Below are 13,473 nucleotides of genomic sequence, written 5' to 3' on the forward strand. Positions count from 1 at the left end.
ATGCGCATACCGTCCAGCCGGCCCTCGCCCTACCTGGTGGGATTCTTGCTGATCGAGGCCGGCCTGATGGCCCTGGGCTCGCTGCTGGCGGTCTATCTGCGCACCGGCGACACCGCCGAGCTGTTCACCTGGCGCTACTCGTGGCACCGGGTGGTGCTGGTGCCGCTGGTGTTGCAGGTCACGTTCTATTATTCCGACCTGCACAACTTCCGCGTCGCCCACTCGTTCGTCTGGACGGTGATCAGGGTGATCCAGGCCACGGCCCTGGGCATGCTGGCGCTGGCGGCGATCTACTATTTCGCGCCGCGGCTGTTCCTGGGCCGCGGCGTATTGCTGATGAGCTTTTTCATCATCGCCGGCCTCTGCATCGTCTGGCGGGGGCTCTACAAATGGGCCCTTACCCGCGACGTGCTCTCCACGCGCATCATCCTTTTGGGCTCGGGCCACATGGCCGACTGCATCCTCGAGGAGCTGACCGCCCGCTCCGACAATCCTTACCGCGTGGCCGCCCTGGTCCAGCCCGAATCATTCCCCGAGCGCCGCGAGGACGAACGCTGCTCCGGCCCGAGCCGCGACGCCGGCCCCAACCTGATGGAATTCTGGGCGCATTTGGTGCGCGCTCCGCTCTACGACGACCCCGGCGAGCTTTTGGGGTTGGTGCGCCATCATCAGGCCGACATGATCGTGGTGGCCATGGCCGAACGCCGCCAGCGCACGCCCCTCGAAGAGCTGCTGCGCTGCCGCATGGCCGGGGTGCCCGTGCTCACCGGCGAGGACTTTTACGAGCAGATCGCCGGGCGCATCCTGGCCGAGCGCATCAATCCCAGTTGGCTGATCTATTCCACCGGCTTTCGCACCAGCCTGCTGCGCCTGGCCGCCAAACGCGCCATGGACCTGCTGCTGGCCGCGCTGGGCCTGATCCTCAGCGCGCCGCTGACGCTGCTGGTGGCCCTGGCCGTGCGCCTGGACAGCAAGGGCCCGATCATCTATCGCCAGGAGCGCGTGGGCCAAAATAACCGCGTTTTCACCATCCTCAAGTTCCGCTCGATGACCGTGGGCGCCGAAGACGGCAGCGGCCCGGTCTGGGCCCAGGAAAACGACCCCCGCGTGACCCGCGTCGGGCGGATCATCCGCGTGCTGCGCCTCGACGAGATCCCCCAGATGTGGAACGTCCTGCGCGGCGACATGAGCTTTGTCGGCCCCCGGCCCGAGCGACCGGTCTTTGTCGAGCAGCTTTCGGCCAAGTTGCCCTATTATCGCCAACGCCACAATATCAAGCCCGGCATCACCGGCTGGGCCCAGCTCTGCCACCCCTACGGCGCCTCGGTGGCCGCCGCCCTCGAAAAGCTCAACTACGATCTCTATTACATCAAGCACACCAACCTGACCCTGGACATCCAGATCATCATCCAGACCGTCAAGGTGATGATCACCGGCGGAGGCGGCCAATGAGCCAACCCGCCGTCAGGCCGGGCTTTTCCCAGGCCCTTCCCTGGATGCTCTGCGCCGGGGCGCTTATCTGGCTTTATGGGCCGACCTGCCTGGCCATGGCCCGGGTCTGGGCCGACGACCCCAACTACTCCCACGGCTTTCTCGTGCCGCTGATCTCGGCCTGGCTGCTGTGGCGCGACCGCCAAGAGTTGGCCCGCCTGGCCGCCGGCCCGGACTGGCGGGGCCTGACCCTGGTCATCGCGGCGCTTTTGGTTTATCTGCTGGGCCGGCTGGGCCACGAGCTGTTTTTACAGCGGGCCAGCATGGTTATGCTGCTGTGGGGGCTGGCTGTCCTGCTGTGGGGCTGGCCGCTGGCCCGGCGGGCGGCCTTCGCCATCTGGTATCTGCTGCTGATGATCCCCTGGCCCTACGTGCTCTACGACTCGCTGGCCTTTCCGCTGCGCCTGCTGGCCGCCGAACTGGCCGGCGGGGCGCTGCGCCTGCTGGGCCTGCCGGTGCTGGTGGAGGGCAACGTCATCCATCTGCCCAACATCGTGCTAAACGTCGTCGACGCCTGCTCGGGCATCCGGGGACTGGTCTCGCTGCTGGCCGCCGGGCTGATCGTGGGCCGGCTGATGCTGCCAGGCTTCTGGCGACGGTTGATCCTGGCCCTGCTGGCCTTGCCGGCGGCGGTGCTGACCAACGCCGCGCGCATCACCCTGGCCGGCGTGCTGGCCGAGCGCCTGGGCCCGCAAACCCTGGATGGCCTGATGCACGACGCCGTGGGCTGGCTGGTGTTCATGAGCGCCTTTGGCCTGCTGTGCCTGGCGGCCTGGCTGCTGGCCCGGCCCGGCCGGAGGGCCGCGCCATGAACAAGCGGCGTCAAGGGGCCCTGTGGCTGGCGGTGGGCCTGATGTTTTTGACGGCGGCCTTGGCCGGCCTGGCCGTGCAGGCGCGGCCCACGCCCACGCGCGCGCCGCTGAGCGCGCTGCCCCAGCGCCTGGGCCCGTGGCTCGCCACCGCCGGCGACCAGCGCCTGGACCAGGCGGCCTTGGCCCTGTTGAACCCCAGCCAGCACCTGCTGCGCTCCTACGCCCAGGGCCAAGACGACTTCTGCGCGGTGTTCGTGGCCTTTTTCGACAGCCAGCGCGAGGGCCGCATGATCCATTCGCCCCTGCACTGCCTGCCCGGCGAGGGCTGGGTGGTCAGCCGGCGCGAGCGGGTGAGGGTGGACGGCCCCGGCGGGCCGTGGACGGTCAATCACCTGATCCTGACCCGCGGCCTGGACGAACTGAGCGTGCTCTATTGGTATCAGGGCCGGGGCCGCGTGGCGGCCAGCGAATACGTCGACCGGGCCAGGCTGATCTGGGACGGCCTGCGCCACGGCCGTAGCGACGGCGCTCTGGCGCGGGTGATCTCGCTGAACCAACCCGCGCCGGCGGCGGCCCTGGCCATGCAAAAAGCCTTTGCCGCGCGGCTGATCCCCGCCCTGGCGGCGATCCTGCCGGCCGGGCCCGACCAGCCGATCGGGGAGGGCGACGGGCTTTGAGTTTTTTCTTCACGCTGCTGTTGACGGCGCTTATCTACATCCGGCCCCAGGAATACGTCGAGGCCATCAAGGGCTGGCCGCTGGTGGACTACACCGCCGCCGCCTGCCTGGCCGGCGTGTTTCTGGAGGGCGGCTTTGCGGCGGCCAAGCTCAAGCGCTCGCCGGTGCCGGCGATGCTGTTGTTCTTTTGGATCTGGATTGGCCTGAGCTGGCTGCCCAACGGCTGGCTGGGCGGCGTCACCGGCAAGTTCATCGCCTTTTCGCCGGTGGCCATCAATTGCTATCTGATCATCCTGACCATCGACTCCTTCGCCAAACTCAAAACATACATATGGACGCTGGTGCTGCTGTGTTCGTTCCTGGTGGCCGAGGCCATGGTGCAGTTCTACACCGGCGTGGGGCTCACCGGCTCCACGGGCATCCAGCAAAAGGGCGTGGATCAGGCCATCGGCGTGGGCATCTTCGCCGACCCCAACGACCTGGCCCTCAACATCGTGCCTTTGACGGCCTTTCTGCTGCCGGCCTTTCACCGGGGCCTTATGAGCCGCGGTTGGCTGCCGGGCGTTGTTTTGCTGGCCCCGTTCGTCAACGCCATCATCCTCACCCGCTCGCGGGGCGGCTTGCTGGGCCTGGCCTCGGTGGCCTGGATGTATCTGCGCAGCCGGGCGGGCATGATCATCGCCGGCGTGGGCGTGGCCATGGTCCTGGCCCTGATGACCGCCGTGCCCCGCTTCGAGAGCATCGACACCCAGGAATCATCGGCCCGCGCTCGGCTGGACCACTGGGCTTACGGCCTGAGCCTGTTCAAATCCAGCCCCATCTTCGGCGTGGGCCAGGGCAACTTCATCGACGCCGGCAGCTACACCCACACCGCGCACAATTCGTTCATCCTGGTGCTGGCCGAGACGGGCTTTGTGGGCGCTTTTTTGTGGGTGGGCATGATCTTCTGTTCGTTCAAACAGTTGCGGGCCATGCGCCTGGACGACCGCGCGCCGCCCTGGGTCGAGAATTTTTGCCACTCGATGGAGACGGCCCTGGTGGGCTGGATGACCTGCGCGTTTTTTCTCAGCCAGTCGTTCAAGCCGCTGCTGTTCATGTTCATGGCCATGGCGGTGGCGGCCATGAACGTGGTGAGCAACATCGGCGCGGAGCAGATCGTGGCCTGGGATGGCAAGCTGGCCCTGATCATCGCGGGGCTGACGGTTTTCATGATCATCTTCATGCACTTAGCCGTGCGTTTTTTGTTCAACATGTGAGGCTGCAATCTTGGCGAGACGATCATGAACTACGGCGATTTCTGGTCCAAGGCGCTGTTTCCGTTCTATGAACGGCTGCGCGGCCGGCCCACGCCGGCCATCCAGGCCGTGCTGGCCCAGAGCCAGTTTTTCAGCGCCGACGAGCTTGCCCGGCGGCAGCGGGCCGATTTGCGGCTTTTGCTGGAGCACGCCAAGGCCAGCACGCCCTTTTACGGCCAGTGGTTCGCCCAGACGGGCCAGAGCCCGGAACAAATCGCCGAATCGGGCGATCTTTCGGCCCTGCCGCTGGTGGACAAGGCCATGCTCATGGCCCACCCCGATCACTTTCGCGCCGCGCCCGCGCCGCCGGGCAGCTATCAAAAGCGCACCGGCGGCTCCACCGGTCGGCCGCTGGTTTTTGCCATGGACCCCGGCTCGGACCACTGGCGCACGGCGGTCTATCGCCGGGGCTACGGCTGGGCCGGCTGCCGCGAGGGCGATCGTCAGCTATATCTCTGGGGCGGCGACGTGGCCCCGGTCTCGACGGTTTATCGTCTGCGCCGCGAGGCCTTTCGCCGCCTGGCCCGCATGCGCTTTCACTCCAGCTTCGGCCTGGGCCCCGACCAACTCGACGCCGTCTTGGCCGACATCGACCGCTTCAAGCCGCTCTGCGTGGTCGGCTACACCTCGGCCCTGGACGCCCTGGCCCGTCACGCCGCCGCGCGCGGTTGGCGGCCCAAGCGACCGCCACGTTCGGTGATCAGCGGCGCCGAGGCCCTGCGGCCCCAGGAGCGCCAGCGCATCGAGCGCGCCCTGGCCGCGCCGGTGTTCGAGACCTACGGCTGCCGCGAGTTCATGCTCATCGCCGCCCAGTGCCCAGAGCGCCGCGGCCTGCACGTCTCGGCCGAAAACCTCGTCGTCGAGGTGCTGGCCGAGGGCCGGCCGGCCCGGCCCGGCGAGTTGGGCGAGGTCGTTGTCACCGATCTGCACAATTTTGCCCAGCCCTTTATTCGCTACAAAACCGGCGATCTGGCCCGGCCCGCCGCCGGACCTTGCCCCTGCGGCCGCGGCCTGCCCCTGCTGGAGGGCATCGAGGGCCGCATCCTCGACATGATCCGCGCGCCGGGCGGGCGCCTGCTGCCAGGCGAATTTTTCCCCCATCTGCTGAAAAACTTCGACGCCATCGCCGAGTTTCAGGCCCGCCAGGACAGCCCGGAGCATCTGTTCATCGACGTGGTGCTGCGCCAGGAGCTGAGCCAGACCGATCGCCAACTGATCCAGCGGGCCCTGGCCGCCGCCGCGCCGGGCTTGGCCGCCGAAATCCGCCCGGTGGAGGCCATCGCGCCCACGCCGGCCGGCAAACGCCGCGTGACCATCGGTCTGCCGCCGCAAGGGGACCGGCCGTGACGCGGGCCATGGACATCTGGCTGGGGCCCTATCTGCGCCAACGCCTGCGCCCCCGGCCCCTGCCCGTGGGCCGGCCGCTGCGCCTGTGCCTGGCCGTGGCCGATCACTTCGAGCCCTATTGGGGCCAGGCCTCCCAGGCCACGGCCCGGGCGCGCCTGGCCGCCTGGGAGGAGCAACTGCCCATCCTGGCCGACGGCCTGGCCGATTGCCGGGGCCAAGCGCCCCAGCACGACTTTTTTTATCCCATCGAGGATTATCAGCCCTGGCTGCTCGACGGCCTGGCCGCCCTATGCGCCAAGGGCCTGGGCCAAGTGGAGGTGCATTTGCATCACCACGGCCAGAGCACGGCCCAGCTCGAAGACATGCTGCTGGCGGCGGCCCAGACCATGCACCAGCGTCACGGCCTGCTGCGCCGCGACCAGCAAGGCCGCATCGCCTACGGCTTTATCCACGGCAACTGGGCCCTGGACAACTCGCGGCCCGATGGCCAGTGGTGCGGCCGCGACGACGAGATATCCATTCTGGCCCGCACCGGCTGCTACGCCGATTTCACCATGCCCTCGGCCCCGGACCGCACCCAGACCCGCGCCATCAACGCCATCTACTACGCCACCGACGACCCGGCCCGGCCCAAAAGCCACGATCGCGGCGTTCCCGCCCGGGTCGGCCAGGCCCCGGCCGGCGATCTGCTGCTGATCCAGGGCGTGCTGGGCCTGGACTGGCGACGGCGCAAATGGGGCCTGCTGCCCCGGCTGGAAAACTCCGATCTCAGCGGCGGCAACCCGCCCACGCCGGAACGCGCGCCGCTGTGGTTGCGCCTGGCCCCCTGCGTCGAGGGGGCCGAGGACGTGCGCTTCATCAAACTGCACTGCCACGGCGCGCCCGAGAAAAATCAGTCCGCCCTGCTGGGCCGGGCCATGCGCGCGCTGCTGGAGCATATGTTGCGATGGTACAATGATGGGGTGCGTCACAAACTAGCCTTCATGAATTGCTGGGAGATGGCCCAGGCCATCCACGCGTTGGAAAGAGGCGAAAGTCTGTCATGGTGATCGGCAAACGCATCCTCGCCGCGCTGTTTTTGCTGGCGGCGGCCGTGGCCGCCGCGCCGGGCCTGGCCCAGACCGGGCCGCGCACCGGGCCCATGGCCATGCCGCCCCGGCCCGAGGCGCTGGCCACCACCGCCCCGGCCATGGACGCCCCGGACTTGTTCGCGCCCGGCCCACGCCGCCTGGCCGCCCTGCGTGACTTGGCCGCCCAGGCCAGCCCTCAATGGCGGCGGCTGATCCGCTGGGCCACCGCCCCCGAGCGCCAGGACGGCAAGCGAGCCGACGGCCCCAACCTGGCCCTGGCCGCGCTGACCCTGGCCGAGGCCGACGGTCGGCAGAGCAGCGCCCTTAGTCACCTGGCCGCCCGCGCCGCCGCCGACGGGGCCCGCGCCGGCCGCGTCGAACAATTGAACGGGGCCACGATCATCGACGGCGGCCTGCCCTGGAAACCCGAGGAAATCACGGCCGAGGGCTATGACCTGCTGGCCTTTGACGGCCCGGAGGCCGCCATCGCCATCAAGAAAATCACCTCGACCCAGATCGCCTTGGCCAGCGCGCCACCGACCCAGGCCCGGCAAGGCGCGGAATACCTGCTGCTGATCTCGGACATGGAGCGGGCCGGCCAGGTGGCCGAGGACGTGGCCCTGACCCTGGCCTGGGGCGCGCGGAGCATCGACGCCGAACAACAAAAGCTTGGCGCGCGCTGGCTGCTGGCCCAGGCCAAGGTGGCCGCCGGGCGGCCCATGGGCTGCTTCGACAACCAGTCGGCCGCCGCCCTGAAGATCATGGCCCTGGCCGGCCGGGTGGCGGAAAAGCTTTACCCCCAGCCGGCCCAGGCCATGGCCCAACTGGCCATGGAGCGCTTCGAGCGCCTGTGGCGACCGGCCCTGGAGGGCATGGGCCAAGGCGGCGGCTGGTTTGGCGGGGCCAACGCCGGGGCCAGGGCCGGGCTGGACCTGCTGCTGACCGCCGCCTGCCAGCCAGCCGGGCCGGCGCGGCAAAAGCTGCTGGACACGCCATGGTTCCGCGATCGCCTGGCGGCCTTGACCAACAGCCTTTTGCCCCACGTCGACCAGGGCCCGCACGGCCCTTACCGGGGCCTCCGCCCCAGTGGCGGCGAGGTCATGCCCCCTGATCAGGCCGCCGACCTGGCGCGCATCCAGATGCTTCTGGCCCGGACCTTGCTGCCCGGTGCGGCCTTTGCCGACGTGGCCCAGGCCATGCTGCTGGCCGGCGACGCCCCCGGCGTGACCGACCACCGGTTGCTGGGCCTGGAATTTCTGTTGCTCGACATCGACGACCCCGGCCTGGCCCTGGCCGTGGCCCCGCTGGACCACTTGGCCAGCGCCGTGGGCCGGGCCTGTTCGCGCAGCGGTTGGAGCGCCTGGGACACCCTGGTGGCCTTTGACTGCGGGCCCCACTTTGTCGACGGCCAGCGCCTGGACGCGGCCAGCCTGCAGATCTACCTTAACGGCCCGTTGCTGCCGCGCGGCGGGGCCGAAGACGGCCGCCTCTCGCCCCACGCCATGAATTACGCCCTGCGCTCGGTGGCCGCCAACACCATCCTGATCCACGACCCCACCGAGTATTCCTGGCCCGACATGGGCGCGGGCGAGATGCCGCGGGGAACCTACGCCAACGACGGCGGCCAGCGGGCCTGGGCCCTGTTCGGCCCCGACGGCAAGCCCCGCGTCAAGGCCCCCTGGACGGCCTCGGGCTGGGAAAACGGCGCGGCCCCGTGGACGGTGCTGGAGCCGGTCTACAACGTGGCGGCGATCACCGCCCAGGGCGGCGGCGAATCCTGGGCCTATTTCAAGGGCCAGGCCACGGCGGCCTACCAGGGCCAGACGGCCAAGGCCAAGCGCGTCGAGCGCCACGTGTTTCATCTGCGGCCCGGCGGGCCTGACGACGCCACCTCGGCCCAGGCGGTGGTGGTCGTCGACGACGTGATCGTGGCCCGGCCGGAGCTGCGGCCCAGCTTCGTGCTGCACTTCAGCCAGCCGCCGGTGGTCGAGGGCCAGATGACCCAGCTCGCCCCCGGCCGCCTCTCCGGCCAGGCCAGGATGCTGCGCGCCCAGACCGACGGCGCGCGGCTGTGGGTGGTCGGCCTGCGGCAAGACGCCCAGCGGGTGGAGCTTTTCGGCCCGCCGGCCGTGGCCTGGGTCGACGGCAGGGGCTATCCGCCCGCCGCGCCGGCCACGGACGCGGCCCCCTGGCGGGTGGAGCTGACGCCCACCGGGCCGGACGATGGCCAGGCCTTCGCGCTGGTGCACGCCCTGCTGCCGGCCCCGGCCGACGCCCCGGCCCCGCCCGAGTTGAGCCGTCTGGTTTCGCCCGATCCCCGGCTGGCCGGCGCGGTCATTCACGACCGTTTCTGGCCCAGGGTCGTGGTGGCCAACCTGGAGCCCGGCGACCGGCCCATCGCCTACCAATACCCGGCCGGGCGTTCGCGGCACCTGGTGGCCGGACTGAGGCCCGAGGCCGAATACGCCGTCACGGCCGACGGCCGCCTGCTGACCATCACCCCGGGCAAAGGGCTCAAATCCAGCGCCGGCGGCCTGTTGGCCTTCAAGCTGACCCCGGTGGCGGGCAAAGCGCCGACCGCCGTGGCCGAACCGGACATGAAATGAAAAAACCCGCCCCACGATGCCTGGCGGCGGCGAACAATGCGACGTGGAGGAAGGCGATGATCGGTTCGACTGGCGGCCGCAAGCCCCTGGGCGCGGCCTGGGGGGTGGCCTTGGGTTTGGCCCTGGGCTTGATCCTGTGCGCGACGGCGGCCCTGGCCGACGGCCAAGCGTTTCTGGCCAAAGGCAAGGCCTACTTCGAGGCGGGCAAATTCAAGGAAGCATCGGTGGAGCTACGCAACGCCATCAAAGACGATCCGCGCCTGGCCGACGCTCATTATTACCTGGGCCTGACCTACCTCAAGCTGGGTGACCCGGTCCAGGCCTACCGCGTGTTGTTCAACGTCGTGCAGCTAGACGACAACAACCTCGACGCCAAGATCAAGCTGGGCCAGGTCTCGCTGTTGGCCCGGCGCGGCGACGAGGCCGCGGAGTTGGCCAACAACGTGCTCAAGCGCCAGCCCAAAAACATCGACGCCCTGATCCTGCTGGGTCAGGCCTACAGCAGCCAGGACAAGGCCGAAGAGGCCGTGCGCGCCCTCGGCCAAGCCAAGCAGCTCGACCCCAAGCGCTCCGACGTTTACGTGCTGCTGGCCCAGGAATACATCAAGCTCGACCGCTACGATCAGGCCCTGGCCGACCTGGCCCAGTCCGTCGCCCTGGCCCCGGACATGCTCACCCCGCGCCTGCTGACGCTTCAGGTTTACATGAAGCAAAACAAGCTGGACCAGGCCGAAAAAACCCTGCGCGAGGCCATCGCCATGCGGCCCCAGGAGGCCCGGCTTCAGTTGATGCTGGTGGAGTTGCTCATGCGCCGACAAAAGTCCGACGAGGCCGGCAAAACCCTGCGGGAAATCATCGCCCGCCACCCCGAGAACGAATCGTACCGCCTCTCGCTGGCCCGTTTCTACGAGACCACCGGCCAGGAGAAAAAGGCCGAGGAGACCTATCTGGAAGCCGTGCGCATGGCCCCGGACTCCATCTGGCCCAGCATCCTCACCGCCACGTTCTACGCCTCGCGGGGCCAGGGTCACAAGGCCCAGGCCTATCTGGACCAGGCCAAGAAAATCGCCCCCGATTCGCCCGTGCCGCCGACCGCCATGGCCGAACTGAACCTGGAGCAGGGTCGCGTGGAGTTGGCCCAAAAGCAGATCAAGCAGGTCTTGGCCCGCTGGCCCAAAAACGCCGCCGCCCTGACCTTGCAGGGCCGCATCCAGCTTGAGGACGGCCAGGCCCAACAGGCCGTGGCCAGCTTCACCCAGGTCATCGGCGACATGCCCGAAAGCCCCGAGGCCTATTTCTATAGGGCCATGGCTTATCAGGCCCTGGGCGAACGCCAGTTGGCCCAGGCCGACGTGGCCAAAACCATCTCCCTGGCCCCCGAAAACATCCGAGCCCGCTTTTTCATGGCCAGCCTCCAGGCCCAGGGCGGCGAGGTCACCCAGGCCATCGGCGAGGTCAACGAGATCATCAAGCAGGAGCCCAAAAACGCCGAGGCCATGAGCATGCGCGGCCAGCTTTACATGAGCCAGGGCAACCTGAGCCAGGCCGAGGCCGACTTCAACGCCTTGACGCGCCTGCGGCCGGACATGGCCGTGGGCTACTACCTCATGGGCCGTCTGCTGGAGACGCGCAAGGATCCGGTCAAGGCCGCGGCTCAATACGAGCTGGCCCTGGCCAAGGATCCCGACTACCTGCCGGCCCTGCGCCGCGTGGTCTTCCTCGACCTGCAACAAGGCCAGGCCCAACGGGCCGTGGCCCGCGTGGAGAGCCAGTTGGCCAAGGCCAAGCGCAAGGACGCCGTGCACACCTTCCTGGCCGACGTCTATCAGCGCCTGGGCCAAACCGCGATTTCGCGCCAGCAGTACGAACGGGCCTTGGCCATCAACCCCGAAAACACCTCGGCCATGCTGGGCCTGGCCACCCTCAGCCGCTTCGACGGCGATCTGGACAAAGCCAGCCAACTGCTCGACCGCGTGCTCGTCCTGGAGCCGACCAGCCTGGTGGCCCTGGTCTCGCGGGGGCAACTCCACGAACAGGCCGACCAGCCGACCCAGGCCGAGGCCGACTATCGCCAGGCCCTGCGTCAAAACGCCGATTTCGTCCCGGCCATCAACAACCTGGCCTATCTGCTGGCCGGCCAGGGCGGCGACAAGAACCTCAACGAGGCGCTGACCCTGGCCCAGCGGGCCAAGCGCCTCTCGCCCAGTGATCCCAGGGTGTTGGACACCCTGGGTTGGGTGCTCAGCCTGCGCGGCGCTCACGCCAGCGCCCTGCCCGAGTTGGAAGAGGCCCGCAAGCTCGCCCCCACCGACGCCTCGGTGTATTATCACCTGGGCAGCACCCTGGCCAAGATGGGCCGGGCCAATGAGGCCAAAAAGGCCCTGCGCGACGGTCTCGCGCAAAAGGGCGACCAAACCACCCGCCAGGAGATCCAGAAGCTCTTGCAAGAGCTGGGCGGCGGCGAGTAGCGATCGATTCAGATGGGGGCGTGGCCATGAGGCGAATCGGAAAAGCGACCATCATCCTGGCTATCGTGCTGGCCGCCTGGCCGGCCATGGCCGGGCCGCCAACCAGCCCGGCCCATGCCGGCTTGTTCGCGCCGGCCCAGACCAAGGGCGAACTGCCCATCGAGGTGCGGGCCAACCCGCAGGTTCTGGGCCAGATCATCGTGGCCAGCTTTGGCCTGCCCTTCCCGCCGGGTTACGTCTCCGACCCCAAAAACATCGCCCTGTTCGACAACCTGGGCATGGAGATGCCCATCCGCGTGGACGTGCTGGCCCGCTGGCCCCAGCCCGTGCCCGGCGCGGGCAGCATCCGCGCGGCGCGCATCCAGTTCCGCACGCTCATGGGCGCCAGCACCCCGCGCACCTACGTGGTCCGCTGGGGCGCTCCCCGCGCCGAAAACGAGCTCGACGCCTGGCCCGGCCGCACCGATTGGGTTTCTCTGGACAACGGCGGCTATCCGGCCGGCGCGATCAGCGAGCCGCCCCTGATGGTGACCCTGCCCGCCGCCTGGTTGGGCAAGTGCCTGCTCAAGGGGCCCCTGCGGCCGGCCTTCGAGGATTGCGCCTCCGACCTCTACGACCGGGCCATGCACTATCACTTCAAGGTGGCCGTCAACGAAGTCTCGCCCGAGCTGCCGGCCAAGCGACACATCGATTTCGCCAACGATCACGAGCCGTGGCTCTACGACCGAGGCGCGACCTTTTTCGTGACCTACTTTCGTAGCGGCAAGTTCGAGCACTTCAACCAGGCCCACCGGGCCGCCCAATACTACGCCTCGCGCATCGGCCCCGACGGCGGCTTCGGCCTGCTGCCCGCCGAGCGCCGCCACGACGTGAAATACGCCTACATCGAATGCCTGCTTTTTGATTATTGGCTCACCGGCGACGAAACGCTTTTGGCCACGGCCAAGGCCATCGCGCCGGCCTTTGGCGGCTGGAATTATCGCTACAAGCCCGACGGCGGTTTCTGGACCGAGCGTAACCTGGCCTTTTCGCTTTTGGGCGCCACTGCCTATTACGAAATGACCGGCGACCCCAAGGCCCTGGCCACGGCCCGCGATATCTTCGAGGCCGGCTACCAGCTCCAGCAAGACCCGCCGCCCGGCGCGCCGCGCGGCACGGGTTGCCTGCCCCACCTGGGCCGGGCCCACGACGCCAGGGGCCTGGAGGACGCCTGGGTTTGCAGCCCGTGGATGAGCGCGCTCTACCTCGACGCCATGCTGCGCTATTACCTGATCAGCGGCGACGCGCGCGTGGAGCGCGCGGCCATGGACCTGGGCCGCTTCATCGCCGTCCACGGCCTGCACCAGGCCAACATGCACGCCAACAGGCCCGATGTCACCGTGCCTTATTACCTGATCAACCCAGACGGCGGGCCGGTGCGCGCCGAGGTGGATCCCTGGTCGGGCCGCATGCACGCTCCCGAGGTCTACTTCATGCTGGTGGCGGCCGACTATTTCGGCCGCAAGCTGGGCCGGCCCGATCCGGCCGTGGCCCAGGCCATGGCCCGCCTGCGGCCCACGGTGGATTGGGTCTTCGAGCCGGCCGTGCAGGCCCACAACCGCGACGCCGCCGGCATGCCCAAGTTGCCCCTCTCGCCGCCGCGCCGCTTCAACTGGTGGTTTCGCGTCACCGCCGGCACCGACTGGTACCAGAGCCAGAAATGAACCC

At 68.8% G+C, this 13,473-nt stretch carries 9 protein-coding genes; all 9 read left to right on the forward strand.

Annotated elements, in window-relative coordinates; all coding sequences use genetic code 11:
- Genes DEBA_RS15440 through DEBA_RS15480 form a run of 9 tightly spaced genes read left to right on the forward strand, consistent with a single transcriptional unit; the run spans position 1 to position 13,469 of the window.
- Positions 1 to 1,452, forward strand: a complete 1,452-nt coding sequence (locus tag DEBA_RS15440; protein WP_013259880.1) for a TIGR03013 family XrtA/PEP-CTERM system glycosyltransferase — start codon at positions 1 to 3, stop codon at positions 1,450 to 1,452.
- Complete coding sequence (locus DEBA_RS15445; RefSeq protein WP_013259881.1) at positions 1,449 to 2,303, forward strand: exosortase/archaeosortase family protein; 855 nt, start codon at positions 1,449 to 1,451, stop codon at positions 2,301 to 2,303. Before DEBA_RS15440 ends, DEBA_RS15445 begins: the two co-directional genes overlap by 4 nt.
- On the forward strand, positions 2,300 to 2,980 hold the full coding sequence (locus tag DEBA_RS17470; protein ID WP_013259882.1) for an exosortase C-terminal domain/associated protein EpsI: 681 nt from the start codon (positions 2,300 to 2,302) through the stop codon (positions 2,978 to 2,980). The genes DEBA_RS15445 and DEBA_RS17470 overlap by 4 nt, the downstream gene beginning before the upstream one ends.
- Positions 2,977 to 4,236: an O-antigen ligase family protein gene (locus tag DEBA_RS15455; protein ID WP_013259883.1), complete on the forward strand. Its 1,260-nt coding sequence runs from the start codon at positions 2,977 to 2,979 to the stop codon at positions 4,234 to 4,236. Before DEBA_RS17470 ends, DEBA_RS15455 begins: the two co-directional genes overlap by 4 nt.
- Positions 4,237 to 4,260: 24 nt before the next feature.
- On the forward strand, positions 4,261 to 5,622 hold the full coding sequence (locus tag DEBA_RS15460; RefSeq protein ID WP_013259884.1) for a phenylacetate--CoA ligase family protein: 1,362 nt from the start codon (positions 4,261 to 4,263) through the stop codon (positions 5,620 to 5,622).
- Positions 5,619 to 6,671 carry a hypothetical protein gene (locus DEBA_RS15465; protein ID WP_013259885.1) on the forward strand — a complete coding sequence of 351 codons (1,053 nt, stop codon included), beginning with the start codon at positions 5,619 to 5,621 and terminating at the stop codon, positions 6,669 to 6,671. Before DEBA_RS15460 ends, DEBA_RS15465 begins: the two co-directional genes overlap by 4 nt.
- On the forward strand, positions 6,665 to 9,298 hold the full coding sequence (locus DEBA_RS15470; protein WP_013259886.1) for a hypothetical protein: 2,634 nt from the start codon (positions 6,665 to 6,667) through the stop codon (positions 9,296 to 9,298). The genes DEBA_RS15465 and DEBA_RS15470 overlap by 7 nt, the downstream gene beginning before the upstream one ends.
- Before the next feature lie 56 nt (positions 9,299 to 9,354).
- Positions 9,355 to 11,766 (forward strand): tetratricopeptide repeat protein, encoded by a 2,412-nt coding sequence (locus DEBA_RS15475; protein WP_013259887.1) that lies wholly within the window; start codon positions 9,355 to 9,357, stop codon positions 11,764 to 11,766.
- A gap of 26 nt (positions 11,767 to 11,792) precedes the next feature.
- The gene (locus DEBA_RS15480; protein ID WP_013259888.1) at positions 11,793 to 13,469 is read left to right on the forward strand and encodes an AGE family epimerase/isomerase; all 1,677 of its coding nucleotides are present in this window, start codon (positions 11,793 to 11,795) and stop codon (positions 13,467 to 13,469) included.
- Positions 13,470 to 13,473: the final 4 nt, after the last annotated feature.

Origin of the sequence: Desulfarculus baarsii DSM 2075, from assembly GCF_000143965.1 — a bacterium.
Lineage (GTDB): Bacteria > Desulfobacterota > Desulfarculia > Desulfarculales > Desulfarculaceae > Desulfarculus > Desulfarculus baarsii.

Bases quoted from the DNA above. Each gene is read 5' to 3' on its own strand.
- DEBA_RS15440 (WP_013259880.1), top strand. From the start codon at position 1: ATGCGCATACCGTCCAGCCGGCCCTCGCCCTACCTGGTGGGATTCTTG.
- DEBA_RS15445 (WP_013259881.1), top strand. From the start codon at position 1,449: ATGAGCCAACCCGCCGTCAGGCCGGGCTTTTCCCAGGCCCTTCCCTGG.
- DEBA_RS17470 (WP_013259882.1), top strand. From the start codon at position 2,300: ATGAACAAGCGGCGTCAAGGGGCCCTGTGGCTGGCGGTGGGCCTGATG.
- DEBA_RS15460 (WP_013259884.1), top strand. From the start codon at position 4,261: ATGAACTACGGCGATTTCTGGTCCAAGGCGCTGTTTCCGTTCTATGAA.
- DEBA_RS15470 (WP_013259886.1), top strand. From the start codon at position 6,665: ATGGTGATCGGCAAACGCATCCTCGCCGCGCTGTTTTTGCTGGCGGCG.
- DEBA_RS15475 (WP_013259887.1), top strand. From the start codon at position 9,355: ATGATCGGTTCGACTGGCGGCCGCAAGCCCCTGGGCGCGGCCTGGGGG.
- DEBA_RS15480 (WP_013259888.1), top strand. From the start codon at position 11,793: ATGAGGCGAATCGGAAAAGCGACCATCATCCTGGCTATCGTGCTGGCC.